The sequence below is a fragment of the Frondihabitans sp. 4ASC-45 genome (assembly GCF_049472575.1).
In the GTDB taxonomy this organism is placed as follows: Bacteria; Actinomycetota; Actinomycetes; order Actinomycetales; family Microbacteriaceae; genus Frondihabitans.
The window spans coordinates 20744-46821 of the sequence record NZ_JBCEBN010000011.1; the positions used below are offsets into that span (position 1 = coordinate 20744).

A 26078-nucleotide genomic window follows, 5' to 3' on the forward strand; every position below is an offset into this window, starting at 1 on the left:
GAGTGCAACGACGCTGTCGTTCCCAATCAATGACCACGTGGGTGCAAAGGTCGATGTCGCCACCGGCAACCTGATGGTCTCCACCCAGGCCTTATCAGTCGTGGGAGTCGGTGGGTCGGTGCCAATCGGGTCGACGTACAACTCGCGCGGCTGGCAGTCCGGGACCTCCAACGGCGGTTTCGCGACCGATTGGACCTGGAACGTCGCCGGTGCCGGCAGCCTTACCGCGGTCTCGGCCGGTGTAACCCTCACCCAGTCCGACGGTGCCACCTGGCTGTTCAAACCGATCTCAGGATCTGCCACGGCGTATGACTCGCCGGATGGACTCAAGCAGGACCTCACCCGCACCTCGACCGGGTATGACCTGAAGGATCGCTCCTCGAAGCAGACCACCCGCTTCGACGCTGACGGCAACGCGGTCGCCATCGTCGACAAGAACTCGAACGAGACCACGATCGCTTACACGGGCAACGAACCCACCAAGCTAGTCTCAAATGCTGGCCCCGTCGCTGCCCGCACGGTGAACCTCGGGACCGACTCAAACGGTTTCTCTTTCTCCCAGACCAGCGGTGCTCTCTCGCGGACCGTCAAGTACGGGATCGCGTCCGACAAGGTGACGTCCTTCACGGATGCGCTGAACAACACGACCGCGTTCGGGTACACCGGGTCGCACCTGACCACAATCACCTCCCCCACCGGAGCTGTCACGACGTTCGGGTACTCCGGAACGACGGACAAGGTCAGCACCGTCACCCAAGGCAACACCACCGCCGGTTCTCCCGGGGACTCGACGACGCGAATCAGCTATGCGTCGTCCACCGAAACGCAGGTCGCCGGCCCCAACACGACCGCGTCGACAGTCGCCTCGAGCCCGCACACCACCTACACGATCAACGGCACCACCAACCTCGTGTCAAAGACTGTTGACCCGGAAGACCGTGTCCGCAGCGCCACCTACACCCAGTTCTCCGACGTGAAGACGAGCACCACCGGATCCTCGACCGGCGCCCTGACAACCAGCGGCGAATTCGGCCAAAACGGTGGAAACTCGGCCACCAAGGTCACCGCACCCGGTGGCGCGTCGACGTCCGCCGAGTACGACTCCGCGGGCACGTCTCCGTACTCGCCCGTCTCGGTCACCTCGAACTCCAACACCTCAGGCTCGTCGTCAAACGCGACGAAGTACCACTACGACGGCTTCGGGAACATGGACTCCTCGTCGGGTACCGACTCCACCGGAAAAGACGTCGTCTCCAAGCTGACCTACAACGGTGATGGCACCGTTTCCTCCGCCCAGGCGCCAGGCAACGACACCAACAAAACCGTCTACGCCTACAACGATGACCACCAGCTGACCTCAATCACCCCGGTCACCGGGGCGGGGCTCGGCACGAAGAACTTCACCTACGATGCGTTCGGCCGCCAGGCGACCCAGTCGGACGGTGCAGGGCGGACGACGTCGTACACGTACGACAACAACGACCGCATCCTCACCACCTCGTTCTCCGACGGCACCTCCACCGTGTCAAAGACCTACGACAAAGCCGGAAACACCCTTACCCAGGCCGCTGCGACCGGGACAGTGACGAACACTTTCGATCAGATGTCACGCCTGCTGACCACGAAGAACAGCGCCGGCGGTGGCACGATCACCTACACGTACGACAAGGCATCGAACCAGCGCACCTCGACCACCGACTTCGGCACCTACACGAACACGTTCGACGACTCCGGCGTCCTGGTGAAAACTCAGTACCCCACCGACAAAAACGGTGGCACGGTCGACTCCACGAACTACGCCACCGACCTGCAGGGCCGACGCACCGACACCTGGCTAAACGGATCCAGTACCTACACTAACAAGGTCCCCGCTGTCGCCCCGTCGTCATGGTCCGCTCACTACAAGACGGTCTACGCCGCCAACGGGCGGGTCGCTGAACTGATCGCGGAAACCGGTGGAGCTCAGGGCGAAGTCAAGATGGACCTCGTCTACTGCTACAACGAAGCCTCCAAGAAGACCGCGAGCACCTGCTCCATCGCACCGGCGACGGAGACATCGCAGATCCAGTGGATCAAGAACAAGGTGTCGCTCGAGCGCACCTACTACGCCTACGAGAACGACCGCATCAAGTCCTTCGTCCAGACCGGCGGACCCGATGCCGGCCTCAACTCTCACTGGGAGTACGAGTATGACCAGCGCGGCAACCGGACCGCCGCGAACTCCACCGGCAACCACCCCTCCACGCAGGCCCTCACCTACAACGCGGCCAACCAGATCACGAGCGCCGGGTACACCTACGACGGGGCCGGGAACCTCACCGCCAGCCCGACGCAGACATTCACCTACAACGGCGCCGAGCAGATGACCTCGGCCACGAACAAGAGCACCGGCACGAAGACGACCTACACGTACGTCGGCTCCGCGCAAAACCAGCTGCTGACAGAAACGACCGCGGGTGGCAACACGTACCGGTTGACTTACGGGCGTGCCGACCAGAACGGAGAGGCCACGGTTGCTCGATACCAGGTCAACGCGGAACAGTCGGAGATCTACTCCGACGCCGTCACCGGTCAAGCCAGCATGCTGATCACCTCCACCGGCACCGTGTCGATGTACGTCTACGACGGAGGCGGAAACCCGACCTGGCTGCTCACCGACTTCGGCACCAACGCCTGGAACACCTCCTACGACCCCTACGGCACCCAGTACCTTAACAGCGGCGGCACAGGAGTCGGCTACACCGAAAACCCTTACGCCTTCAAAGGCGGCCTCCAAGACCGCGCCTCCGGGCTCGTCAAATTCGGCATCCGCTGGTACAACCCCATCACCGGCACCTGGACCCAACAAGACACCCTCGACGCACCACTCGACCCCAAGAACGCTAATCGCTACCAATTTGCTGGCGACGACCCGATCAATGGATCCGACCCGAGTGGGTTGTGTTCAGTCCTCGACACCCTCGGTTACATTGGCGGATTTAGCCTTCTCGGTGGAATAGGTTTCGGCTTGGCGGGCGGCTTGTTCGGCTTAGCCGCGGGAGCAGCTACGGCTGGCCCCACAGCAGGCTTGTCCATACCTGCTGGGATTGCTGGAGGTTATGCAATTGGAACGGCGTTCGGGCAAGTAGCCGGCGCCGGCGTCGGGTATGCCTACTCGCTTCGCCACTGCTGACCTGAGTGAGCAAGAGCCTCAACTCCCAGATCCCCTGAAGGAAAGCAATGACAGTTAATGCAAAACTCGCCGAGGAATTGGGGCATTGGTGAAGTTTCTACTAAAAGTGGCGATTGTCGTTCTGACCATTGGAGCGGTCTTTGGCGCAATTGCCTTGATAGTCGCGCTGTCCATGTCTGCGCCCGAGTACGCTTCGATTTTTGCTGCTCTAGCGGTCTCGAGCGGAATCGCTCTAGTTGCAGCAGTCATCGTCTCGCGGAGAATTTAAACCCCGATTCCTGAAGGCAGACAACGCGAACGCGGAGCCCCACAAATGTGGCTCCGCGTTCGTGTGTTGCGACTGCACACTGAGGGTCTTGGGCGACGCTTTCGGCACGACGACGACAGAACCAACGGGGTGATAAGGAAGGCGGGAATACAGGTACCTGCTACTCCTGCCCTTCTTGGTTCGATCAGTCCAGGTAGTGCTTCTCGGTGGTCGTGAGCCACTGCCGCTCCAGATCTAGCTGGGCGGCGATCGTGGCTTGCAGCTCGGGAGCGCAAACGCCGAGCTGTCGAGTGAGGGCCTCGGCAATCTCGCCCCAACAACGAAGCTCGTTTCGTGTAGTCGTGCGGTCGTCCCCCACCAAAACGGGCAGAGAGTTCAGCCTGTGGTGGAGCTGATGAAGGGTCGTGGCGAACCCGTCGTAGCCCCGAACGACGTCGCTCTCCTGAACAGTGACGCCCGCGCCTTCCACGACATCTGACACTGTCGCGCCGAAGCCCGCATCAAAGGGAAGCGAGCGGGTGAAGTCTGCGATCTGCTGCGCCTGGGCCTGGACCCTCTTCGCCATCCGGGCGAGGTCGGCCTGGTCGGCGCGCCAGGTGCGGCGGGCGCGTGCCCGGTTGCGGAGTGCAACGATCGGGCCAGGAGCGACCAGGGGCTCTGTAGCCCTGACGGCGAGACTGGAGTGCGAACGCTTCACCCATGGGTCGGTGGGCCGGAACCCGGCCCGGTACGCGTGGAAAGCAACCGTGGCGTCGTGGACGTTGTTCTCGATCCAAGGGGAAACGTTACGGGGATCTGTGAAACCGACATTGAACCAAGATTCCGCGTAGAGCTGGCGCATTTCCCACTCAGAAGCCCCCGCGTACGGACCAAAAGGACGACCCTCCCCCGGGAGGTTGACGACCGCCGCAATGAGGTCGATTGTTGATTGCTGCTCGGGCGTGTAGTCCAAGGACCCCTACCTCCCATATTCCTGGTTTGTAGAAATACGTCCAGACGGAATTATTTTGCGAGCCTGGCGCGCAAGGCTTCATCGAGAAAGTCGATGATCGTTCCGCCGTTTTCGGCAAGGTAGGCGTCCACCTCGTCGCGGAGACCGATTTCGATCTTGCTCGAAAAGGGCTCCATGCGGCGCTTGCTCCGCGGCCGCCCGGGGCCGCGGCTCGGTACTGCTGGTGCGGCTGAGGCAGCTTGGCCGGCCGACTGAGGCTGCTCCGGGTTGGCGGTAAAGGCCTCCACGACATCGCGAGCCGGGGCTTTCTTTAAGGGTTTGCGTTCGATAGCCATTACTTGCCTCCGTCAATGCGTCGTGCGTGTTCGATGAAACGCTCCGCGAGGATCGTTGCTCCTCGAGAACCGATCTGAGCGAGCGGGACTCCCCCGCTTTGCGAGTCCTGCATAGCCGTTCGCGCTGGAATGAATGGCTCGTGCACTTGATCCCCGAAGGCCTCGACTAGCTGCTCGATCTGAAACTTGTGCTCCGCAGTGATGGGCGATTTCACCTTGTTGACGATGATTCCTCCGAAGACCAAGCCAGGGTTGAGGTAGCTCGCCGCCTGAACCTTGCTGACGGTTTCAAGGAATGCCGTAACTCCGCTAACCGAATAGTTCTCCGGCTCTGTCACAAGAACAATCTCGTCGGCCGCGATAAGCCCGTTGAGGGTCAGGCGGCCTACGGCTGGGGGCAGGTCAATGAGAACGTGGTCGTAGACCGCAAGCTCAGGAGAGTCGGTCGCGGCCGCTCTCAGCCGCAGTTCTGCACCAACCAGATTCTCTGTGTCGATGCGCGCCAAGTCTTGAGAACCAGGCACAACGTCGATGCCCTTCCAGGTCGTCGGGATGGCGGCCTGGCCTAGCGTGCCGTTCTCCCCGGCATACAGGACGTCGAAGATGTTGAAGTCACCCTCTCCCCCGAGGGTGTCGCTGATGTTGGCTTGGGGGTCGAGGTCCACGACACACACCCGCTTACCGAGAGACGCGAGCCCGCTGGCTAGACCGAGAGTGATGGACGTCTTACCGACTCCACCTTTTCGGTTACCGAGGGCAGTGATCTTGGGAGACATAAGTCCCTCCTTCCATACGTCTATCCTGCCAGACAGATAGACGTACGTCCATCTATACGCCCATCTATACGTCTATCTATACGTCTATCTATACGTCTATCTATACGTCTATCTATCAATCTGTCAAGACGTAATTAATAGACAGACGGTGTGTGGCAGGGTGATGCGGTGACTCGCTATCAGCTCGCTTGGGATGACTCTCGTACCGGTCGGCTCTGGGCTGCCGAGGACGAATCGTTGCGGCCAATGGCTTGGCTGCGGGTGACCTGGGGTGAAGGTCACAAGGTCGCTCGTGTCGACGTGTACGGCGACGGCCCTCAGGCGAGCGATCGACAGTGGTTGGCCGAGAGCACGTTCATCAGGGAAGCGGTGGAGTTCTGCGACGCGAAGGCGGCCGAGCTGCGGCCCGGGCAAAGCTCAGAGCCCATGCCGGCCGAGCTGGGGGAGCCATGGGACCACCACAGCGTCGTTGACGTGGCGTGATGCACGGTCAAGGCTGCTCTCGGGCAGGGATTGTGCCGAACCAGCGGACGTAGTTAGCGGCGAGCTTCATGCGTGCCACCAGGTACGCCTCGGGGTCTTTGACCGCGCCGGCTTCCTTGGGTGTCTGGTGCAGCTCCTTGTCCAGCTCGAACCAGACGCGGATGAGGTCGGCGTAGCTGAATCGTTCGGCGTCGAACCCGGATCGGTAGATGATCCGTTGCACGCGGAGGGTCGATGTGTCGCGGGGGAGCCAGGGAATCTCGTGCACGAGTGCTGCGGCGAGTTTTTGCAGGGCGAGTGGTCGTGGTTCGTAGGGTCCGGGCTGGAATTTTGCCCGCTTTCGTCGATGCTGTGGCCGCGAAGCGGCTTCCGAGTGCGGCTTGCCGCTCTTTGGTGAGTATTTGAGTTGGTAGGTAGATGGGTAAAAGCGAGAAGCAGTAGCTAGGTGCTCATTTGTGACACTTGCCAGTGTTTCCGGCATATTCAGGGCACGGAGGGAGGCGGCGCGGAGTTGCCTACCGCCGTGGCGGTCGGAGGCTTCGAGGCGTTCGAGGGCGAGGAGGTAGCGGCCTGTGCGGATGGTGACGAGGCAGCCCAGGGCCTCCATGAGGGCGCGAGCTCGGCGGGCGGTGATCTTGGCTCGCCCGACGGTGCGGGCGAGTGTGTCGTGGGATGTGGCGACGTTCCGGCCCGTGTGTCGGTTGGCGGTCGCGGCTTCGGCCTCGACGAAGGCCATGAAAGTCGAGGCTTTGATCGAGATTCGACGCCGGTGGGCTTCTCCCGCCGGCGTGGCGAGGACGGCGGCGGTAGCGGCTATCCATGCCCGTTGGGAGGTGGGGGAGCGGATGCCGGCGTAGGCGTCTTCGGGGGCGCGGAGGAGGTACGAGCCTCGAGCGAGCGGCCGCGTTTGTGGTGTCCGGGGGCGCAGGTGGGTGCGGCCGCTTCGACCTAGGGGTCGTGAAGCGGAGATCTCGCCGGTTTGGTTGGGGGTGAAAACTTCGGAAACGCCGAGGGCATGGGGATGCGCGGGCGTGGGGGCAGGGGTTACTATGGCCCTACCTCCTTCCAGGAATGGAAAGTGGTACGACAAAGGCCCGGCCCTCAAAGCCGGTCTTTATCCCAAGTAGCTCGAAACCTGTTCACGTCGCCAAACAAGAGACAGGTAAGAGCCAAGAGCTTTAGGCCCTCGCGAAAGCGGGGGCCTTTCTCGTTATGCGCTGTTGATGGGCAGCTCCCCGTCTCGGTTCTGCTCAGGCATCCACACGGGAATACCCTGATCGGTGAGCTCGAGGTGGTCGACGACCATCTCGAACAGGACGGCCGATGAGATACCGGCCTTCACGGCGATCCCGTCGAACTTCTCCTTGGAGGGTCGTTCAACGACGTAACCCATGGGAACTGGGTCCATGAGGGTGCCACGCGGGCGGCGTCTAGGTGCCATACCGCTCACTTAACTCTGGCCCAATGGCTAATCGCGGTAAGAGGCGCGGCGTGTCGCGGGAGGCGCAAGCCGCTTACGCGCTAACCGATGAGGAAAGCGACGAACTCGGTCAAATCCTGGGTGATGCGGGACCGGTTGGCCGTGAAGACAGTGGTGTTGGGTTTGCGCTTCTTGCTGGGTTCAGCGTCGTCGGTGACGTACCCGTAGCGCGCGAGGTCTCTAAGAGCTGCATATACGGAATCACGGCCCACGGCTTCAAGAGCCGCGGCCTCGATCAGGTCGTGGAAGTTGAGGCTCTGCTTCAACAAGATGCGTACGAGGAGCACGCGGGAGGGCGCTGCGAAAGCCTCCTGATACCGGGCGACCCGCTCGGGGGCATCCTTCAGCATTCCGTGAGGCGTGGGCACGACCCCATAGTGCCAAGAATCAGCTGCTCAACCCCGCAGTTGCGGGCATGTCACCCCGGCAATGTGGGCATTTAGGGGGACACGTATTGACTCCTATATGGGAGCTATGTCCGTAATGTCGGTGGTCGTTTTTAGACTCTACGACGAGCCCTAATTTCAGGTGCAGTGCGCCGGATAGCGACTGTGGGTACAAGTGCCCTACAAAATCAGGGTTATGGACCGACAGTGCCCCTCGAATTGGTCGCTTTCCTGGGGGCAGACAGGGCAGACTAGGGGGTGCCGGGGGGATTGCTCGTACTTGCTCTCGGCTACGTAACGTGATGGGTGAAGGGGAAACGACTATGACTGACGCAAATCCGACCAACGGGGGCGAGATCTTCGGCGGGGCCGCTCGTGCGAGCGACTACGTAGAAGAGGACACCACGTCGGTAGCTCCTCAAGGGGGACGGCGGTCGAGATCGGCAGACGCCGGAACGGGCGGCCTTCCGACATTGCCGCCAATGCCGGTGAGCCCAGTCCAGGAGGAGGTTGCGCCCGCTCTTGCTCAGCCGGTCATCGCTGGTGCGCCGCCCACTGCCGCATCGGCACAGGCTCCAGTGGAGCGGTCCCGCGACGACAGCTTGTCGGTGCTGTTCGGGGGAGCGGCGTCCGGTCTCACGCCAACGTCGTCTGCCCCCACTAAGTCCGGTAAGGGGCTCCGTGGTCTGCTCAGGCTGGCCCCGACGCCTGCCGAGCTGGCCGAGCACGAACGCCAGGTCCAGGCATTGGCGAACGAGACGATCATTCGGCAGGCGACGTGGACTCGTCACGTCCGCATCCTGTTGGCGAACAAGAAGGGAGGCGTGGGGAAGACACCCATGTCGATCCTCCTTGGCGGGGTCATTGCCGCGATCAAAGGTGGCTCGGTAGCGATCTGGGAAGTCTCCGACGACCCGGGAGCGCTGAACTTCCGCGCGGAGGGCAACCCGAAGATTGGGCTGGGGGAGTTGGTGCGCGACGTGGAGCACATCGTGAGCGCCGGCCAGCTCGCCGGCTACGGCGTGCCCCAGACATCGTTTGCGACCATCTTCGGCACCGTGGGCGAGCGACCCGCTCTGACATCACAGGACGTGGTGAAGGTCTCCGACAAGATCGGTGAGTTCTACGGCATCGAGGTCATGGACTCGGGCAACGTCCCGACGTCGCCAGCATTCCAGGGCGCAGCATCGGTGGCAGACATTCTCGTGATCCCCGTGATGAACTCCGGCGACTCAGTGCTGCAAGCCATCGAGGTCCTGGACGTTCTGCGGGCAGGTGATAGCCACTCGCAAGCCCTCGCATCGAAGGCAATCGTCGTCCGACTGAAAGACGGCCGTCCCGAGAGCCCCGCGGTCGCGGAGGAGGTCGCACGACTCCTCCACGACGCAGGCGTGGTCGAGCTGCACGAAATTCCCTACGACGCCCACATCGCCGAGCGAGGTCAACTCACCCTCGGCAAGCTCACGCCCTCCTCTCGAGACGCTCTGGCCGCTGCGGCCGCGGGTGTCATCCGTGCCCTACAAACCATCGTTTCCACGACTCGCTGAAAAGGACCACCCCATGCTTGATCTGCTCGCAACAACTGCCCTGCACACCCACCAGCTCGTCGCTGCCGTCGACAACCCCCTCGACGGCCTCGTACCCGACTTCTCATTCGGTGGAACAAAGTTCACCCAGCTTTGGCAGAAGGCCATTACCGCGATCTGGGGTATCGGCATCCTGATTTCGATCGTCTACCTGGTGATCGGAATCGTCGGCATGGCCGGCGCTTCCGGCGAGGTCAACCCGAACCCCCAAGCCCACGCTGTCGGCCGAAAGAAAGCCCTGTGGGCCGGTGTCTCGCTCGGCGTCCTGGCAGCTCTCGCGCTCGTCGTCGGCGCGATCCTCACCTTCGCCAGCTAACCCACCCGCCACTCAACTTCACTGCACCTCAACTTCTCAGGGGAGAAGAACCATGCGCATGTACTCAGCATCCGGCCGGTCCCGGTGGCCAATCGTCATTGGGGCCGTGGTCGTCGTCGTCGCTGTCGGTGGTGGACTCGTTTACGCAAACACCCGGGAAACACCTACGGCGCTCAGCACGCCGACTGGCTCGGCGTCTACGTCGGTTCCGACGACGATCCCGACGGGCGGGACGTCCGGGAGCGGCGACAACGAAGACGACGTCGCCCCCACGGGCTGCCTCGGCGGCCAGGACCGCAACGCGGCCATGGTCCTCGCCGCACAGAAGGCGGGCAAGCACACCACATACGGGGCTGTAGAAGTCGCCTCCGCCTTCTACCGGTGGCTTTGGCAGTACCCCTACCCGAGCGCGAGGGAGGCGAAGACCGTAAGCGCGGCTGTTGTGTCGCCCTCAGCGGCCTCCGCTCTGAGGAACATCACGGCGCAGTTTGAGGCTGCGGGAGACAACCCAACACAGGGTGTCGTCCCCGCCGGTGAGGCATTCCACATTTCGACCACGAATGGTCTCTGGAACGTGACCGAGGAGTCGACGGCGAATCGAGTTGTTGTGCAGCTCGCTGCGGGATACGTCATAAACGGCGCGCTGAGCCCCACGAAGACTGGCGTTAGTGGCTACGTGATGGTCTGGGAAGACGGTGCCTGGCGCATCTCCACGGGCACGCCCGTGGATCAGACGAAGCTCGCGAACGGTGGCACTCGGTTCACTGGGGGTTGCTGATGGCCGCCTCAGACATCGTTTGCAAGGTTAGTTTTGTGGGCTGCGCCGCAACCAAGGGCGTGGAAGCGATCAAGGGCGCGGCCAGTGGTGTGGGTGACGCAGTCGACACGGCCAAGGGAATTGCTGACTTCTGGTCTGACCCGGCCGGGAATCTCTTCAACATGTTGCAGGACGGGGCGAAGAGCCTTTCCGACACGGTGATGCCGGCAATCACTAAAGCGACCCTGCCGGACCTGACGGCGGATTGGTTCATCAACGCCTACAAGGTCTCGTTCGCGCTGGCGATCTTCGTCATGGTGGCGCTGATCATCCCTCAGGTGGTTCGGACCGCCCGCGGTCAGCAGTCAGGCCGTGACCTCGCGGAATCGCTCGGGCTCTACGCACCGCTGTTTCTGATCGGTGCCGCGTTCGGGCCCCTGCTCGGCTCGTTCCTGGTCAAGTTCTTCGGAGCCCTCTCGGACTCCCTCATTTCATGGGGGATCAACTCGTCTTCGCAAACGATCGTGGACAAGTTCTCGAAGATGCTCGACGCGAAAGATAACGGGGCGGGCCTGGCTGGGGGCGCGATCGTCGGGGCGCTGCTGATGTTCTTCATGATCATTGGCCTGCTGATCGTCGTGCTGATCCTGATCGTGCAGCTCATCACCCTGTACTTCTCGGGGATCCTCTTCCCACTCGGGTTTGTGTGGATCATCGACAAGTCCAAGCGGAAGTTCGGCTCGAAAATCGCGTACCTCTGGTTCGGGATTTTGGCGTCTCACCCGCTGCTGTTCTTCATGCTCGCGATCGCGTACAGCATGGTCTCGTCCAGCGTCGACGTCTTCTCCAAGACCCCGACCCTGGAACGCACCGTGACGCTCGTGGTGTCGATCCTGTCGCTGATCATTGCCGGGCTCTCGCCCGTGCTGTTGACGAAGTTCGCTCCTGTCCTTCCCATGGGCGGAAGCGGCGGCGCACCGTCCGGTCCCACGATTGGGTCTTCCTCGATTCAGGAGGCGGACGCGAAGCTAGGCGACTCCGGGTCAAGCGGTGGCAGTAGCGGTGGTGGGGGTAGCAGTTCGTCGTCCAGCTCGAAGGGCTCGCCGGCGACGAGCACGACTGACGAGGGTGGCGCGGCAGCAGACACCGCTTCGGCCGGTAGTAAAGCCGCGGCGGCGTCCTCTGCGGGCGGCGCGGAGGCCGTGGGGGCCGGGGCAAGTGCTGGTGCCGGTGCGGCGGCGGGCGGCGGCGCTGCGGCTGCTGAGGGCGGCGCTATGGCTGCCGGTGCAGGCGCATCCGCGACGGGAGTCGGTGCGGCCGTTGGTGTGCCGTTGATGGTGGCGGCGGCCGGTAAGGCCGCGTACGACACCACGAAGAAGGTCGGGGAGTCCGTGGCCGGTGCGGCGACAGAGCCGGTCGAGGACCACGAGGAGCACTACGGAAAGGACTCGACCCATGAGTGACACCGAGACCAAAGAGCCTCCGTACGTGCGATACCTCGGCGGGGAGGCGGGGCACCGGTCGTTCTTCGGTGGCACCGCGTCGCGGCCGCGAATTATCGCCATGGCGATCTTCATCGGCGGGGGCATGGTCGGTGTGGCCTTCGGCGGTGGCCTGCCGGTGCTGTTCATTGCCGCTGCGGGTGTTGGTGTGACGATGCTCGTCACCGCCACGACGCACCGCGGGACGATCTTGCAGCGTCGCACGAAGCGGGCCAGGTGGCGCTCGAGGCAACGCCTCGGCACCGACACGTTCGTGCCGTTTGATGACGCCGAATGGGACCGCCTGCAGAAGCAGGCGGCGACCGCCACGAAGAAGGAGCAGGCCGAGACGGCGAGGCTGCTCGGTCAGATGCGCGCCAACCCGGACGGGTCGGACGGCATGGGCTGGTTGCAGTACAGCTCCAAAACGCCCGGTATCGCCTGGCACGCGCCCGTGGGCCAGCAGCCGTATCTCTCGGTGGCGTTCGCGGTCTCCGGCCAGATTCGCGGCATGGAGTCGGCCGCTGCACTTACCCGCGCTGCCGCCGGGTGGGGCCGGTTCCTCGCACGCCGAGCGTCGCCCGCGTCGCTCATCAGCGACGTACAGACCCTCACCCGCGTTCTCCCGCCCGACACCGCCATGCAGGACCGGTGGGTGCTCGAGCGCATGGAGTCGGCCCCCGTCCTCGGGGAGAACCCGACCGACGAGGACCGTGCTTTGCACGCGATCCGCCTGGCCTCCTACGAGGCCCAGAAACGCTCCTACAGCGAAGTCATTCAGCGAACGTCAGCCGACGCCATGGTGCAGCGGCACTACGTCGTTGTGTCGTGGCCGTTGACGCAGAAGTTCACGGACGCGGCCGCGAAATTCGGGGCCGGCCGAGACGCCTGGCGGGCACTCATGGACGACCAGATCGGGGCAACCGTCCGCGGGCTGGTCGACGCCCGCATGGGGACAGTCCGGCCCCTCACGGCGAAGCAGACGGTGGCCGTGATCCGGCACCAGCAGAACCCGAACATGCCGATCGACCTCGCCGGCCCGGTGAACCCGCTGCGCGACGTCGGCTTGGCGTCGCACGACGAGTTCTCGGCGCACGTAGTCGATTCCTACGACCCGACGATCCTCCGCCGCGGCGACCCGATCAACAACGCCCCCGGCGTGACCTGGTGGCACCGGACGGCCGCGATCCACGGCGAAAACCTTGCCGTCGCCGGCCGGTCCCCGCTCTGGTGCCTCGACCTCCTCGTGGGGCGTGAGCTGACGTTCGTCCGCTCGGTGTCGTTCCACATGCACCTCATCCCGGCCGGGCAAGCAAAAGCCGCCGCCCGGGCCGACGTCGTGCGCGATATGGCTGGCGTGGTCGCTGACCGGCAGAAGGGCCGGCTCGTCTCCGACGACTCGACCACTCGCATGTCGGCCGCACAGCGTCGCGCGAAGGACCTCGAAGCGGGCTCGCACCACCACGGCGCGTCGTGGGTGGGCTACATCACCATTTCGGCGCCCACTCGGGAAGACCTCGCAGGGGCGTCCCGCCAGCTCGAAGAGGCGTGCGCGACCGGGCTCGGGATCGACTTCCTCGACTGGCAAGACTCCTTCCAGGCCGCCGCCTCCGGCACCACCTGGCCGATCGGTCGGGGCCTGCGCCCCGACTCTCCCTCGTTGGCAACCCGTGCGATCGGCCGTCTGGCCGGCCGTAGCGAGAAGGAAGCACTCTCATGAGCCGTCACGCACCCCTCGTCCCGGCAGAGCAGGACGACACCTCGACCGAGCAGACGCCGGCCGAAACCACTCGCCGCAGCGCACGCGCCGCGGTAGTCGAGCCCAAGCGCCGGCCTCGCCTGGCGAGCATTCCGCTGCTCCGGGTGTTCGTTCCCCCGGAGGCGCTGGCCCCGGCGATCACCGGGGAGGAGAACGCAGCCGGTGAAAGCATCCGTCCTGCGGAGCGGTCGCTGGACGTGTCGCCGTTCGAGCTGCCGGGGGCACGCCTGCGTGCATCGGCAGGTTCGGCGTCTCGGGGTTGGTACGCCCCCACAATTTCTGGGGCACCAACGACGACTCGGCAGGCCGAGATTCTGAACACCGGGATCATCGGCGCTCCGACGTCGTTCCGTGGTGTCGTCAATGGACGAGACAACCTCTCCTCGACCTCGATCAGCCACGATGCCCCGACCGCCTATAACCAGCAGCCGCGCGAGCTCACGAGCCCGAACGTCCTCATTCTCGGGACGGTCGGTGCCGGTAAGTCGTCGTTCACGAAGACGGTCATGGTGATTCGGCCGCTGCTTTTGAACAAGCACCGCGCGGTCGTGTTCGACAAGAAAGACCAGGGCGGCGTGGGCGAGTACACCGCCGTCGTGGAGCGGATGGGCGGCACGCATCTGCTCTTCAACCCAGATGGGTCAGGCACGCGCCTGAACCTCCTCGACCCGGAGATTGTCCGCGGCACCGGCCTTCGCGGTCAGGGTGCACTCGTGAACGCCGTAGCGCGTATCGCCCGCGACGACACCGCCTCGACGGTGTGGGAGCGGAAAGCGACCCGGTACGCGCTGCAACTCGCGTTTGCCTCGTTCGAGGACGGCCGTGTCCCGACCCCCTCGGATCTGCTGCCATTTCTTGGCCGAGTGCCCCAAGACAAGGAGCTGTCGAAGAAGGCAGCCGACCGGTTCCACCAGGCTGGTCTCACCATCCAGTACGCACTGGATGACCTTCTCGAAGATTTCGCCGGCACCTTCGACGGCGAAACCTCAAAGGACGTCGACCTGTCCCAAAAGCTGACGACGTTCGACGTGTCTCAGCTCCCTGACGACGGCCCCGCGGGCCCCACCGTGATGGCGATCGGCAACATGTGGCTCATGGGCCGGCTCCGTCAGGAGCGCGGCTTCATCACGAACGTGGTCTACGAAGAGGGCTGGCACATGATCGGCGGCCCCTCGTCCCGCCTGGTCAAGTCGAACCAGAAACTCTCGCGCTCGTTGGGTATCTCCAACGTGTTCGTGATGCACAAGGGCACCGACATCCCCCCGGACTCGCCCGGTTACACGGTGGTGCAGGAGGCGCAGACGATCTACGCCTACCGGCAGGACCGCGACGAGGACGCCCGCTGGGTGACGCAAACATTCAACTTCGCCCCCGAAACCCAAGAGGTTTTGATGAACCTCCGCCCCGGTAACTGCGTCTTCAAATACGGCTCCAACCCGGAGACCCACATGCAGCACATTCGCTCGCAGTGGGAGGCGGAAGTGACCGACACCGACGAGGCCATGGCAGCCGGCGCCGCCACCGCCTAACGGGCACACCGATCAGACCCACGGAAGGAGTGGCAGGACGATGAACAAGTGGACAGGCGGCACCCTCGTGGTGCTGCTACTCGTGTTCCTCTTCACAGGGGCCGCGATCATCGGCGGCGGCGGTCCGGGCGGCTCGTCGGCGTGCGCCGCGACGGCGGTCAACATAGAGACGGCGTCGGCCCACACGGCGATCGACGGGTACTCCGGCGACCAGCTCGTGAACGCGACAGCGATCATGAACGCCGGAGCCGCCCTCGGGGTGAACACAGCCGGGCAGACGATCGGCGTCATGACGGCCATGGGCGAGTCAACGCTCGAGAACATCACCTACGGCGACAAGGCCGGCCCCGACTCTCGGGGCCTGTTCCAGCAGCGCGACACCTGGGGCACCCTCGCACAGCGGATGGACCCGACAACGGCGGCGACGTTCTTCTTCCAGCGGCTCCTGAAGGTGCCGAACTGGCAGAGCATGGCGCCCACCGCCGCCGCTCACGCTGTGCAGATCAACGCCGACCCGAATCACTACACGAAGTACTTCGACGCAGCCCAAAAGGTCGTGACGGCCTTGACGGGCGGTCAGGCCGCGTGCGCGTCGACGGTCTCGGTGTCGGGGGACGCGAAGGCCCTCGCGGCGAACCTGGTCAAGGGAATCGACAACGGGACCATCACCGGTCTGGCACCGGATCACCTGAAAGAGATTCGGTGGATTGCCGAAGGGCAGACCGTTACGAACTGCGGGATTGACACCCGCGTTTTGCAAGTCATCACCGTGGCGTATCAAACGTTCGGAAAGATCGGGATCTCCGACATTAACCGGGCGTGCACCGGGCAACGCCCGGGTGCCGGCGCTGCGTCTGCTCACGTCGTCAACGGCGGCGGCCACGCCGTCGACTTCTACAGCCTCGGTGGGGTCGCCACCAACGGCTCCGACGCGAACGCGGTCAAGCTGTTGAAGACCCTCGACCCGATCATGGCGTCCGATTCCGGCACCGGCCAGGCCGACTGCCGCTCCGCTGCCGGCGACTCCCTGACGCTGACCAACATCAGCCGTCAATTCAAGGACTCCTGCAACCACGTCCATATCGAGGTCGACCCGATGGGAAGCGAAGCAATGAAATTCAACGTCAAGGCGGCCACCTCGTGAACACCACCAGCGGAGTCATTCCGGACGGGCCGCCCACTCGTCCTCCGTGGGATGGATTCGAGCTACTCGGCCACGCCGCCTTGACCCTCGGCATCGCCGGCATCGTCCTGGCATGTGGCGCGGCGCTGCTGTTCACGGTCGGGTCGAGAACCCGAGCCGCCGAAGCGTTGCAGCGCTACACCGTCCCGCTCGTCGGAGTGCCGGTTGTGCTTGGCGTTATCGGGTTCGCATTGGCGGTGGTGTTCCTTGCCTGAGCCACTGCCGACGATTGCGAACCTCGTCAACCACGAATGGCACGTCACCTCGCCAGCCTTCCCCGACGTTGTCACCTGCGGGCTCTGGCTCGGAGAGGCCCTGACGGCGCACCGGGCACGTCTTGGCGACTTCGCCCGGGCCGACCTCGAAGTGCGTTACCGGATCGACGGGACCGACATCGACGAAGACGTGCAGCACGTCCGCGAGGCCGTCGAATGGCTCCACGAGACCTACCGGGTAGCGAAAACGTTCGACATCACCACCCGTCCCGAGCGGTACGCCCTCCTCAACCGGCTGGCCGAGGAGAAGGTCATGCCCTCGGAAATGACTCTCATGCTCGGAGTGGACGTGAAGATCGCCGAACGGTTCGCCGGCGACGACCAAGAAGCCCGCCTCGCCCGGCGCCTGCTCCACCACCTCAGCGCCACCGAAGGGATCAGATCATGACAAGCGACACCCGGGCGAAATGGCTGACCGCGTTCTTGTTCGCACTACTGCTGGGGGCGGTGTATTTCGGTATCCACGCGGGGGCCACCGTCTCCGGATCGACCAGCGACTACTCGTGGAACCCTGTCCAGCTCGCCGGCGACATGCTGCTGCGCGGATCCCCGTGGCCACAGTCCGCCCTGGTGTTCACGATCGTGTTCGGGATCCTCGCGCTCGGGCTGTTCACGTTCCTGCTCGCCTGGCGCGCCAGGCGCGCAGCGAACAAACGCGGCAACGCGCCCATGCAGCACCTCGCCACCAGAAAGCAGGTGGCACCGTTTATGCAGAAGGCACGCCTGGCCGAGACGGAGCGGTTACACCCCGGTCAGGCCATTGCGTCATGCGGTTTGCCGGTCGGGAAGCTCAACGACTCCCGCCGGTGGGTATTTCAAGGTTGGGAGGACACGGGCGTGTACGTGATCGGGACCCGGCAGGGGAAAACGTCCGCGATCGTCACCCGACATATCGAGGCAGCGCCCGGGGCATGCGTGTTCACCTCCACCAAGCAGGACGGTGTCCGGGAAGCCCTAGCGCTCCGGTCGGGGGAGGGCCGCACTGTGTACCTGTTCGACCCGGACAACATCTACCGGATCGATGAGAGCACCCCCGATTTCGTGTTCGACCCACTGTCCCTTGTCACCTCCTACAAGGAGGCGCAGGATCTCGCGGGCATCTTTGAAGCGTCCACCACCGATGCGGAGGATCACGGCGGTGACGCCCAATTCACCAACTCCGGCCGGAACCTGCTGGCCTGCTTCCTGCTGGCCGCCGCGGCCGATGAAAAACCGTTATCGGTGGTGTGGCAATGGTTGTCGAAGTACAAGGGCGACGAGGTCGTGGCATTGCTGGAAAACCATGGCCATGAGGGACCGGCCGCGGTCGTGTCGGGGATCCTCGGCACCGCGGAGCGGACCCGCACCTCCACCTACTTCACCGCCCAACGCATGGCCTCCGGCCTCGCCTATGACGAACTGGTCCGATGGACCGACACGGAAGGCGTCCGTCGCTTCGATCCGGTCGCATTCGCCACCAGCTCGGACACTCTCGTGCTCCTGGCTGAGGAAGGCGGCGGATCCTCCGGTGCCATCTTGACGGCATTGGTGCGGGCGGTCTGCGAATCAGCGAAGAAGGTCGCCAACCGTAACGGCGGCCGGTTGCCTGTCCCGATGGTCATGGAACTCGACGAGTGCGCCACCATCGTCCGCTGGCCCGAGCTCCCCGCGCAGTACTCCACCTACGGGTCACGAGGAATCGTTCTGAGCGCCTACTTCCAGGCCCGTTCCCAGGCGTACAAGGCGTTCGGGAAAGACGGTTGGGACACCATGTGGTCAACCGCCCGTGTCGCCGTCGTCGGCCCCGGAGTCAAAGACGACGATTTCCTCCGCTCCCTCTCAGCCCTTGCGGGCGAGCACGAGGAGACCACCTACGGATCCTCGACCTCACGGACGGGGGAGTACTCCACGTCCACGAACACCCGCCGGCAGGCCACGTTGAGTGTTGACCAACTCGGGTCGTTACCGAAGTGGCGGATGGTGATGTTCCCCGCCAACGGCGCCGCCGCATACCTGAAAATGCAGCCCTGGTTCGAAGACAAATCCTTAACCGCCCGCATCTCCCTGCGCAAGGCCGCCTGATGGAAGACACTGAAGGACAAACCGCAGCCGACGAGGTGGACATCATCCGGGCGCAGTTCCGGGAGTCGTTCCTCGAATGGGTGCAGGCTCATTTCGCCACCGTCGAAGTCCTCGCCCCGGATGCGAAACCGCGCTGGTGTGCCACCTGGTGGGAACACCCAGAAGCGACCACACGACTCAAAGCGGTGTGGCTGACCTACGAAGACGCCCGATCAGATCCCACCGCGCTCTCGAACTGGTGGCTCCACCAGTGGGACCCCACCCGCGCATTCCTGTTCGCGGACAAGGGCCCGTTCCGGCGGTGCGATATCGAACACGGTCACCTTTGGCAGAAGAGGCAAGACGACGACATTGACGCCCGACCCGCCCGGCCGCCGGAAGACTGGCTACTTCCGCTTCTCTAGGAAAGGACAGCGGCTGTACCGGACCTAACGCTAGGCAAGCAATGCGTTGCGGGATCGGCCTGGTGGCTTCTGGTCGCGCCCTGCAGTCCGGTTTCGGCTTCGATGGGGTCGCTCGTGTGGACCGATAACGTTTCGTCATGTCTGGTTTCCGTCCACTTGTTCCCACGCCGGCGCTCAAGGGTCCGCCATGGCGCCGGTGGACGTCTCCCTGGACCCCGATCCTGTGGGCCCTCGCAATCCATGCTGGTGCGGTAATCGTGCTCTTCATCCTGGGCATCATCGGTGCGTTCCAAAAGGCCGGAACAACAGGCGAGTCCATGCTCATTGCCATCGCCACGGCGTGGGTCATCGCAGGGGTCTTGATAGCGCCAACGATCACGATCCTCGCCATCATCGTTGCCCTGCGGCTGCAGCGCCGACGGAAACTCGACGACCCAGCACCACCAACAGGAGCACCGGCGGTCCTCCCGACGCCAGTTCCGACGCAACCTCGCAGTCCATCCCGCACACCCGCGTCCTCTCGCTCGACGGCGCAACCGAGAACTCCGGCTGCCTCAGTACCCGTGATCACGCCGGTCCGCGTTGAAAAACCGCCTGTACGCGCTTCTTTTCCTTTAGCCCGTGCATCCCCTGGACCTGTGCCGGGGCTCTCGTTCGCCGCGGTGGACTTCGAAACAGCGAATAACCGGCGCGGCTCGGTGTGCGCGATTGGAGTTGCCATCGTTGTCGATGGCGAAGTGGTCGCGACCCACCATCATCTGGTCCGCCCCACTGAATCGATGAGGTCCTTTACCAACACGCACATTCACGGCATCCGGGAGTCCGACGTCCGCCTGGCACCGGAATGGCCCGCCATTCGAGATCTCATTACCCCTGAGATTCGAGGACTTCCCATTGCCGGTTACTCCGCCTTCGACAAGAGTGCGTGGCATGCGACCAACGATGCTTACCGGCTTGTCGACGAGTTCGAGTACGTCGACGTGCTCGGCGTAGCTCGACGCCGTCTTACCCTTGGCGACCACAAGCTCAGCACCGTTTCTAAGCACCTGGGCTTGGGGGCATTTGAATATCACAACCCCGAGGCCGATGCCGTAATGGCCGCACGGGTAGTGATCGCCCTGGCTCAACTGGCCGGAGTCTCCACGCTGGCGGCGCTCCAGACCCCTCAGCGCACGTCCCGCCGCACTTCCACCTACCCGAAACCGTCACCATTACCTCAACCAAGTGCCTCCGCGAATCCGCGTCACCCTCTCTTCGGCGAAGTGGTCTGCTTCACCGGCGAACTCAAGACAATGACCAAGACTGAGGCGCAGAACCTCGCTGCAGAGCACGGAGCGATAGTGGGTGCCAACGTAACGAAAAAAACCACGCTCGTCGTCGCGGGCGACTTCGATCCCGCCACCCTTCGAGACGGTGCCGCCATCTCCACGAAACTGCAGCGAGCGATCGACCTAGCGGCTTCCGGCCAAGCGCTGCGCATCATCGACGAGCGGGATTTCCTGTCGCTTGCGGCTCCGGCCTGACCCTGTTTGATGGACGCCCGACCAAGTCTTACCGTGGGATTTTCCACCAGCTACACAAACCGCCCCAGGGAATGCGTCAGAAGTCGAGGTCGTGGCCGGGCGGTTGGGCTTCGGGGAGAGCGCGGCGGATGATCGATTGCTGCTCCGGGGTGCCGGTGGAATAAGGCCCTGGGGAAGGGCCAGAAGCGAGGTCCCTCGCGGGTGCCAGGTAGCCAGCAGTGCGGAGCCGGTCGAGGCGTTCCTCGGCTGACAGCGCCCGCAGTTGGTCGGTGGCGCTCACCTTGTCCGTCGTCGCTTCGGGGTGGCGGATGTGTTCCGCGAACTCGTGGGTGCGTTGGCGGAGACCGACGAGCTGCTCCGGGGTGATGCCGTAGTCGTGGAACCGGGCGTCAGGTCGGCGGGACACAATCTCGAGCTGGTCGGCGTAGATGCTCGGGTCGAATCCGTCGTCGCGGCCGGCGACCAGCTGCACTAGGTCGTCGTCGGTGTACCGGCCAGAGCTGCGGATCGCGTCGACGTCAATGAGGTCGCGGGGTTCTTCGCGGGAGTAGATCGCGCCGGCCTTTGCCGCCACCGCATCATCGACCGCGAGGACGGGACCGACCTGGAGTTGGGCCGGATCCTGGGCGCGCCAGTCGTAGGACAGGTCCACGTCCACGATCGCGCCTGAGCGGTCGGCGACGTGGAGGGTGGCGAACATGTCGGTCTCGCGTGCCCGGTCGACGGTGTAGCCGGCATCGGTCAGGGTGGTGGTGACGTGGTTGACGGCGTCCCGGAACGCGGCCGCATCCCAGACGTTCGTGAAGAGGTCCACGTCGCGGGTGAGGCGGTCGACGATGCCGTGCTCACGTATGGCACCGGATCCGGCGAGGGCGAACCGGTACTCATCGAGACCCGAGAGTGCTACCTGCGTGACGGCGCGCTGCAGGTCGCGGTCGTCGTTCAACTGGCTTGGAGCTCCGGGAACCGGGATTCCCAGATCGACTGGGCGCGCGCGGGCAGGGCAAGCTCTGGCCAGACTGCGATGAGGCGGTCACGGTTCATCAAGGCCTCCTGGTCGGAGGTGCGGCCGTTACTGATCAGGGCCGTGTAGGCCTTGTCGACTCCGTCGAATGTGTCGAGGTCCACGACCGGGTTGGGGCCCCAGTAGGCCGCCAAGGGAAGCTCGAGGATTCCGCCGGCCGGACCCTGGAGGGCATGAAGAGTCGTCGGGGTGTCGTACGGCTTGACGTCCCGGAACAGGATTCGTTCGCTCATGAGGTGCTCCTCTCCTGTGTTCATTGTCTCGTACAGGCGTGTCTGCGGGTAGGGGTCACAGTCCCAGGTCGCTGTCGTGGTCCCGTGCCTGTTGCGCTGCTCGAGCGCGATCGGCGGCGCGCTGCTGCTCGTCCACTCCGGAACGGGACGGTGCGGTGCCGGGCCCAGGCGTGCGGGCAGGACCAAGAAGGCCCGCTTTTCGCAGCAGGTCGCGACGTTCTTGCTGCTCCGTTGCCGCGGGGGGAGTCTTGGTGAGGAGTGACGATTTGTGCAGCGCCGTGACCCGGGAGGCGAGGTCCGCACCGATGGCCCGGTCGCGGTACTCGGCCGGGATTGCCTCGGTGGCGTCGGCGGGCACTCGGTAGCGTTCCCGGAACACATCGACCTCGGCGGCGAGCTGCGTCCACTGCGTGCGGCGGCTGTCGCCGGCCGGGACGTCACCAAGCTGGGCCGCCCACTCGGGTTGGTCGGCCGCGATCGCCTGGCCCCTCTCCTTGAGGCGGGTTTCGAGGTAGTCGTACCGCTCCTGCAGGTGTTCCCGCCAGTCGGGGGCGGTGTGCTCGGAGTCGAGCGCGCGGCGATCGGCAATCCATGCCGGGACGGCCAGGGGCTGCTGCTCCCGGTCGTAGGGAAGCGCGTCGACGTACTCGGCTGTATTTGCATTGATGCGGGCCGAGAGAACGGCTGGCCGGTCTTTGGCCCCGTCCAGGTCGCGCTCGGTCCACGACCGGTAGAGGGCGTCGGCCGGGTCGATGCCCTGCGCCTCCGCCTGGCGGAGAGCAGCTTCAACAGATCCCCAGCTTTCGTGCTCCCGAAGCGCGCTTGCTGTGTCGTGGCCAAGGGCCTGATCGGCCACCTTCGCAAACCTCAGCGCGTCGGCGCGTTCGGTGACATCGCCGTACTGGTCGATCAGGGTGACGAGGTTATCGACGCGGGCGTGCTCGTTCCGGATCGTCTCGGTGGCCGACACCGTGGCGTCGGACGTGCGAGCGATCGACGCAAGCACCTCGGAGACCGGCTGCGCCTCTTCGGTCTCGACGTACAAGTGGTTTTCGTGCCGGCCACGAGTGAGGCCCACATAAGCCAGCTCGCGCGACGTCGACGCGTCGGCCAGGACGTGCGCGGTGTCGGCGGTCATTCCCTGCGTGCGGTGGAGGGTCGAGGCGTAGCCCAGCTCGACGGACTTCTCGACGTACTCACGGGGCAGGGTGATCTTCGCGCCACTCTTGACGCTCGTCACCGTCAGGGAGCCGTCCTGGTGGGCTTTCTCCACCGTCCAGACGTCGTTGTTTTTCACCCGGTCCCGGCCCCCGCCTGTCTTGAGTTGGGCGTCGTTTTGCCGGGTGACGATCGTGTCGCCACGGTAGGCCGAGAGGCCATCGTGGAGCGGTGCAGATTGACGGCCTTTGACGAGGCCCTGGGACATGCGGAGCGCTTGCGCGCGACCGTTGAGCTCCGACACCGTGGCGTTGGTCTTGGCGACCATGACGGACTGCAGCCCGGCGTCGGTGTCGTGCTGCCAACCCGAGAAGACGTCAGCCGTCATCCGGTCAATGGTGCCGCCGGTGACGCGGCCGTTGTCGACGTACCAGGCGAACGGGTCGCCGGTGCCAGTGGGGTCGCGGAGGAGCTTGGTCGCTTCCGCTTCTTCGCGGTTAGTGAACCGGTGCAGTACTTCGAGCTTCACCGATCCGACCTCGTGCTCCAACAGCCGCAGCGCCCCACCGGCCTCGACCGCGGAGAGCTGCTTGTCGTCACCGATCAGCCGCACATGTGCGCCGTGGCGTTCCGCGATCCGGGTCACTTTCGCGAGGTTGGTCGTGCCGGCCATGCCGGCCTCATCGACCACGATCACGTCTCCTGGTGTCAGGTCGACGCCCTCGAGGGGTCCGTGTCCGTGGAGGAGTTCGGTCAGGGTGCCTTTGCCGTGGGTGAAGGAGTGAATGGTGTTTGCCTCGATGCCGATAGCGTCGGCCATGACGTCCGCTGCGGCGGCGGAGGGCGCGAGGCCGATCATGCGGCCGCCCTCGGCTTCGACGGCTCGCGCAGCGACTTGCAGGGCGGTGGTCTTGCCGGTGCCGGCAGGGCCGGTACCGACGACGAGGCGGCTGCTGGACGTCGCAAAGTCCCCGGCCAAAGCGCGCTGCCCGGCGTCAAGGTGTCTGCCCTCGGCCTCCGCGATCCGGTCGAACGTTTCCCGGCTGACGGGCCGCACGGTCCGGTCTCGGGCGGCGCCCAGGAGGGTGTCTTCTGCGACGAGAACGGTCCTAGACGTGAGGAGCTGCGAACCCTTGTGCTCGTAAATACTCACCCCGTCTTTCCGGGTAAGGGGCTGGAACGCTCCGTGCGGGGCGGGCGGGGTAACAGCGATCGAGTCGGTGGTGAGGGCGTGCTTGGTGATCTGCTCCACCGTGCCCTCGACCACGTTCCCCTTGGACCGTTCGGCCTGGACGAAGCGGCGCGTCTCGGCCTCGATCATGTGCGGCCCCCACACGGCGTGATGCTCCGAGACGGTCTCGACAACCCGGGCGGACGCCTGTTCGATCGACACACGCTCGGCCGTGCCGGCTCCGGTGTTGTCGCCCTGGACGGCTGCCCTGGCGTCGCGGAGAATCCCGTCGACAACACGAGCGCCGACTGTCCTGGTGGCACGCTCCCGCCAGGCGGCACGGAGGTCCGCCAGGGAGCGTGCGGTCTCCTTCTTGGGGCGGGTGTCGAGGGTCGCCTGTTGAGCGAGCTGCACTCGAGCCTTGAGATCGGGCTGCCGGCCGTGGTCGCGTCGGTAGTCCTGTTCGAGCTTCTTCATGGCGTCTTTGATGCCCGCCGACCGGGTGGAAAACCCCGTGGTCAGGCGGTCGTCCACGCCCGCGATTTCTACCACGGGGCGCTTGCCCCGGGTGACCTCGCGGAGTTCGGTCGTGACGCCGAGATCTTCGGTCACGCGGTCCATGACGCGCTGGTTGTAGAACTCAGAGGCCGCCACGCCTTGACGGTGAAGGAGTTTGGAGTCGATGGTGCGCCATTTCCCATCGGAGCCTTTGACCTTGTTCGCGACGACCATGTGATCGTGAAGCTGCGGGTCTCCGGTGCGGGAGTCGTAGTGGCGGAACCGGGTCGCGATGAGACCGCCTTCGACGTCGATCTGAGCGACACCGTTCGTACCGGCTCGGGTGGCGATGGCCTCGTCTTCGAGGTACTTCACGGTGTCGGCGATAGCGGCCTCGTGGGCGTCCTCGATCACCTTCCGGGTGTCGTTGTCCCCGAGACCCCAGAGCGTCGACACACTCTTAGCGGGGGAGAACACGAGGTCGAAACCGGCCACGGCCTGCTGCGTCGGGCGGGACGCTGCGGTGATGAATCGCCCCAGCTCCTCCTTGTCGGCAGGGGGCCGGCCTTTCGCCTGCCGGAACGCTTGCGCGCCCTCACGGACACGGATAGCGCGCCGTTCCTCGACGTCGGGCTCGCGGTGTTCCGTCCGCTGGAACCGGGCGTACCCCTCGTCAATGGCAGCGCGAAGACCCGTCCCGCCCTGCTCGTAGGAGTAGTAGGCGCGACCAAGCTTTGCCATGGCCTGCGCCTCGTCGGCGGTCTTACCTGACGCCTGCGCGTCGGCAATGATCCGGTCGGCGTCCGGGTGGAGACCTTCACCGAAGAGGGCCCTCATCTGCTCCTCAGAGACAGTGCCCGTGACACCTAGAGCGTCGAGTCCGGACCCGACCCACACGCCGGGAGGGTTGCCGTCCGCGGTGTAGTAGTCGCCCAGCTCGCGGCCGGGATCGCGCTTGATGTCGGCCGTCGCGGTCTCGCTGGTGTAGTACGCATACCCGTCTCCCGCGGAGAGGATATGCATGGTCATCACTGGGTCAGATTACCTCACTGATTCGTAATGCCAGAGGTGTGACGACCTAGTGAGCGAGGAACGAGGGATCGATCGGCCGTGATCGAATGAGATCACGCGGTCACGGGACAGAGACTGCACGGGTGAGGAGATGTAGCGAGGCACGAGCGAAGTCGCCGATGTGCAGTCGACGTTCCGTGACCGAACCGGTTTTATCACCACCGATAGCGGGGGAGGGGCTGCACCGCTCACGCCGC

At 64.5% G+C, this 26078-nt stretch carries 23 protein-coding genes; 14 read left to right on the top strand and 9 right to left on the bottom strand.

The features are described 5' to 3' along the window. Positions 1 to 37 precede the first annotated feature (37 nt). A complete protein-coding gene (locus VH571_RS15080; protein WP_423265232.1) occupies positions 38 to 3172 on the top strand; it encodes an RHS repeat domain-containing protein in 3135 nt (1044 codons plus the stop codon). Between the two features lie 452 nt (positions 3173 to 3624). Here VH571_RS15080 and VH571_RS15085 read toward each other — a convergent pair whose 3' ends face one another. Genes VH571_RS15085 through VH571_RS15095 form a run of 3 tightly spaced genes read right to left on the bottom strand, consistent with a single transcriptional unit; the run spans position 3625 to position 5503 of the window. After that, complete coding sequence (locus VH571_RS15085; RefSeq protein ID WP_423265233.1) at positions 3625 to 4392, bottom strand: hypothetical protein; 768 nt, start codon at positions 4390 to 4392, stop codon at positions 3625 to 3627. Positions 4393 to 4442: 50 nt separating this feature from the next. Continuing rightward, positions 4443 to 4727 carry a hypothetical protein gene (locus VH571_RS15090; RefSeq protein WP_423265234.1) on the bottom strand — a complete coding sequence of 95 codons (285 nt, stop codon included), beginning with the start codon at positions 4725 to 4727 and terminating at the stop codon, positions 4443 to 4445. Then, complete coding sequence (locus tag VH571_RS15095) at positions 4727 to 5503, bottom strand: ParA family protein (protein ID WP_423265235.1); 777 nt, start codon at positions 5501 to 5503, stop codon at positions 4727 to 4729. The genes VH571_RS15090 and VH571_RS15095 overlap by 1 nt, the downstream gene beginning before the upstream one ends. 168 nt (positions 5504 to 5671) lie before the next feature. Between VH571_RS15095 and VH571_RS15100 the strand changes: the two genes are divergently transcribed. Then, positions 5672 to 5986, top strand: coding sequence for a hypothetical protein (locus tag VH571_RS15100; RefSeq protein ID WP_423265236.1), 315 nt, complete (start codon positions 5672 to 5674; stop codon positions 5984 to 5986). A gap of 7 nt (positions 5987 to 5993) precedes the next feature. Here the strand turns inward: VH571_RS15100 and VH571_RS15105 are convergent, their stop codons facing one another. From VH571_RS15105 to VH571_RS15115, 3 genes are all read right to left on the bottom strand, one after another. After that, the gene (locus VH571_RS15105; protein WP_423265237.1) at positions 5994 to 6722 is read right to left on the bottom strand and encodes a hypothetical protein; all 729 of its coding nucleotides are present in this window, start codon (positions 6720 to 6722) and stop codon (positions 5994 to 5996) included. Positions 6723 to 7196: 474 nt separating this feature from the next. Beyond that, positions 7197 to 7427 (bottom strand): hypothetical protein, encoded by a 231-nt coding sequence (locus VH571_RS15110; RefSeq protein ID WP_423265238.1) that lies wholly within the window; start codon positions 7425 to 7427, stop codon positions 7197 to 7199. A gap of 80 nt (positions 7428 to 7507) precedes the next feature. Continuing rightward, on the bottom strand, positions 7508 to 7834 hold the full coding sequence (locus VH571_RS15115) for a hypothetical protein (RefSeq protein WP_423265239.1): 327 nt from the start codon (positions 7832 to 7834) through the stop codon (positions 7508 to 7510). 341 nt (positions 7835 to 8175) lie between these two features. Between VH571_RS15115 and VH571_RS15120 the strand changes: the two genes are divergently transcribed. The 12 genes from VH571_RS15120 to VH571_RS15175 all read left to right on the top strand — a co-directional run bounded on the left by VH571_RS15120 (position 8176) and on the right by VH571_RS15175 (position 20726). After that, positions 8176 to 9399: a hypothetical protein gene (locus VH571_RS15120; RefSeq protein ID WP_423265240.1), complete on the top strand. Its 1224-nt coding sequence runs from the start codon at positions 8176 to 8178 to the stop codon at positions 9397 to 9399. A 13-nt stretch (positions 9400 to 9412) separates the two neighbouring features. Further along, positions 9413 to 9754, top strand: coding sequence for a hypothetical protein (locus VH571_RS15125; RefSeq protein ID WP_423265241.1), 342 nt, complete (start codon positions 9413 to 9415; stop codon positions 9752 to 9754). A gap of 106 nt (positions 9755 to 9860) precedes the next feature. Further along, the gene (locus tag VH571_RS15130) at positions 9861 to 10532 is read left to right on the top strand and encodes a hypothetical protein (RefSeq protein WP_423265242.1); all 672 of its coding nucleotides are present in this window, start codon (positions 9861 to 9863) and stop codon (positions 10530 to 10532) included. Further along, positions 10532 to 11974 (top strand): hypothetical protein, encoded by a 1443-nt coding sequence (locus VH571_RS15135; protein ID WP_423265243.1) that lies wholly within the window; start codon positions 10532 to 10534, stop codon positions 11972 to 11974. The genes VH571_RS15130 and VH571_RS15135 overlap by 1 nt, the downstream gene beginning before the upstream one ends. Beyond that, the gene (locus VH571_RS15140) at positions 11967 to 13712 is read left to right on the top strand and encodes a hypothetical protein (RefSeq protein ID WP_423265244.1); all 1746 of its coding nucleotides are present in this window, start codon (positions 11967 to 11969) and stop codon (positions 13710 to 13712) included. The genes VH571_RS15135 and VH571_RS15140 overlap by 8 nt, the downstream gene beginning before the upstream one ends. Further along, a complete protein-coding gene (locus VH571_RS15145; protein WP_423265245.1) occupies positions 13709 to 15280 on the top strand; it encodes an ATP/GTP-binding protein in 1572 nt (523 codons plus the stop codon). The genes VH571_RS15140 and VH571_RS15145 overlap by 4 nt, the downstream gene beginning before the upstream one ends. A 40-nt stretch (positions 15281 to 15320) precedes the next feature. Continuing rightward, the gene (locus VH571_RS15150) at positions 15321 to 16424 is read left to right on the top strand and encodes a hypothetical protein (protein ID WP_423265246.1); all 1104 of its coding nucleotides are present in this window, start codon (positions 15321 to 15323) and stop codon (positions 16422 to 16424) included. Then, positions 16421 to 16678 carry a hypothetical protein gene (locus tag VH571_RS15155; RefSeq protein ID WP_423265247.1) on the top strand — a complete coding sequence of 86 codons (258 nt, stop codon included), beginning with the start codon at positions 16421 to 16423 and terminating at the stop codon, positions 16676 to 16678. The genes VH571_RS15150 and VH571_RS15155 overlap by 4 nt, the downstream gene beginning before the upstream one ends. Next, positions 16671 to 17126, top strand: a complete 456-nt coding sequence (locus VH571_RS15160) for a hypothetical protein (RefSeq protein WP_423265248.1) — start codon at positions 16671 to 16673, stop codon at positions 17124 to 17126. Before VH571_RS15155 ends, VH571_RS15160 begins: the two co-directional genes overlap by 8 nt. After that, positions 17123 to 18799, top strand: a complete 1677-nt coding sequence (locus VH571_RS15165; protein WP_423265249.1) for a type IV secretory system conjugative DNA transfer family protein — start codon at positions 17123 to 17125, stop codon at positions 18797 to 18799. Before VH571_RS15160 ends, VH571_RS15165 begins: the two co-directional genes overlap by 4 nt. After that, positions 18799 to 19203, top strand: a complete 405-nt coding sequence (locus VH571_RS15170) for a DUF4913 domain-containing protein (protein ID WP_423265250.1) — start codon at positions 18799 to 18801, stop codon at positions 19201 to 19203. Before VH571_RS15165 ends, VH571_RS15170 begins: the two co-directional genes overlap by 1 nt. Positions 19204 to 19340: 137 nt before the next feature. After that, entirely contained in the window at positions 19341 to 20726 is a 1386-nt protein-coding gene (locus VH571_RS15175; protein WP_423265251.1) for a BRCT domain-containing protein, read from the top strand. A gap of 76 nt (positions 20727 to 20802) precedes the next feature. Here VH571_RS15175 and VH571_RS15180 read toward each other — a convergent pair whose 3' ends face one another. The 3 genes from VH571_RS15180 to mobF are packed head-to-tail and all read right to left on the bottom strand — an operon-like array spanning position 20803 to position 25839. Continuing rightward, positions 20803 to 21672, bottom strand: coding sequence for a nucleotidyl transferase AbiEii/AbiGii toxin family protein (locus VH571_RS15180; RefSeq protein WP_423265252.1), 870 nt, complete (start codon positions 21670 to 21672; stop codon positions 20803 to 20805). Beyond that, positions 21669 to 21983 (bottom strand): transcriptional regulator, encoded by a 315-nt coding sequence (locus tag VH571_RS15185; protein WP_423265253.1) that lies wholly within the window; start codon positions 21981 to 21983, stop codon positions 21669 to 21671. Before VH571_RS15185 ends, VH571_RS15180 begins: the two co-directional genes overlap by 4 nt. Positions 21984 to 22038: 55 nt before the next feature. Beyond that, positions 22039 to 25839, bottom strand: a complete 3801-nt coding sequence (gene mobF / locus VH571_RS15190) for a MobF family relaxase (RefSeq protein ID WP_423265254.1) — start codon at positions 25837 to 25839, stop codon at positions 22039 to 22041. Positions 25840 to 26078 lie beyond the last annotated feature (239 nt).

Bases quoted from the DNA above. Each gene is read 5' to 3' on its own strand.
- VH571_RS15090 (WP_423265234.1), bottom strand. From the start codon at position 4,727: ATGGCTATCGAACGCAAACCCTTAAAGAAAGCCCCGGCTCGCGATGTC.
- VH571_RS15095 (WP_423265235.1), bottom strand. From the start codon at position 5,503: ATGTCTCCCAAGATCACTGCCCTCGGTAACCGAAAAGGTGGAGTCGGT.
- VH571_RS15105 (WP_423265237.1), bottom strand. From the start codon at position 6,722: ATGGCCTTCGTCGAGGCCGAAGCCGCGACCGCCAACCGACACACGGGC.
- VH571_RS15110 (WP_423265238.1), bottom strand. From the start codon at position 7,427: ATGGCACCTAGACGCCGCCCGCGTGGCACCCTCATGGACCCAGTTCCC.
- VH571_RS15120 (WP_423265240.1), top strand. From the start codon at position 8,176: ATGACTGACGCAAATCCGACCAACGGGGGCGAGATCTTCGGCGGGGCC.
- VH571_RS15125 (WP_423265241.1), top strand. From the start codon at position 9,413: ATGCTTGATCTGCTCGCAACAACTGCCCTGCACACCCACCAGCTCGTC.
- VH571_RS15135 (WP_423265243.1), top strand. From the start codon at position 10,532: ATGGCCGCCTCAGACATCGTTTGCAAGGTTAGTTTTGTGGGCTGCGCC.
- VH571_RS15140 (WP_423265244.1), top strand. From the start codon at position 11,967: ATGAGTGACACCGAGACCAAAGAGCCTCCGTACGTGCGATACCTCGGC.
- VH571_RS15145 (WP_423265245.1), top strand. From the start codon at position 13,709: ATGAGCCGTCACGCACCCCTCGTCCCGGCAGAGCAGGACGACACCTCG.
- VH571_RS15150 (WP_423265246.1), top strand. From the start codon at position 15,321: ATGAACAAGTGGACAGGCGGCACCCTCGTGGTGCTGCTACTCGTGTTC.
- VH571_RS15165 (WP_423265249.1), top strand. From the start codon at position 17,123: ATGACAAGCGACACCCGGGCGAAATGGCTGACCGCGTTCTTGTTCGCA.
- VH571_RS15170 (WP_423265250.1), top strand. From the start codon at position 18,799: ATGGAAGACACTGAAGGACAAACCGCAGCCGACGAGGTGGACATCATC.
- VH571_RS15175 (WP_423265251.1), top strand. From the start codon at position 19,341: ATGTCTGGTTTCCGTCCACTTGTTCCCACGCCGGCGCTCAAGGGTCCG.
- VH571_RS15185 (WP_423265253.1), bottom strand. From the start codon at position 21,983: ATGAGCGAACGAATCCTGTTCCGGGACGTCAAGCCGTACGACACCCCG.
- mobF (WP_423265254.1), bottom strand. From the start codon at position 25,839: ATGACCATGCATATCCTCTCCGCGGGAGACGGGTATGCGTACTACACC.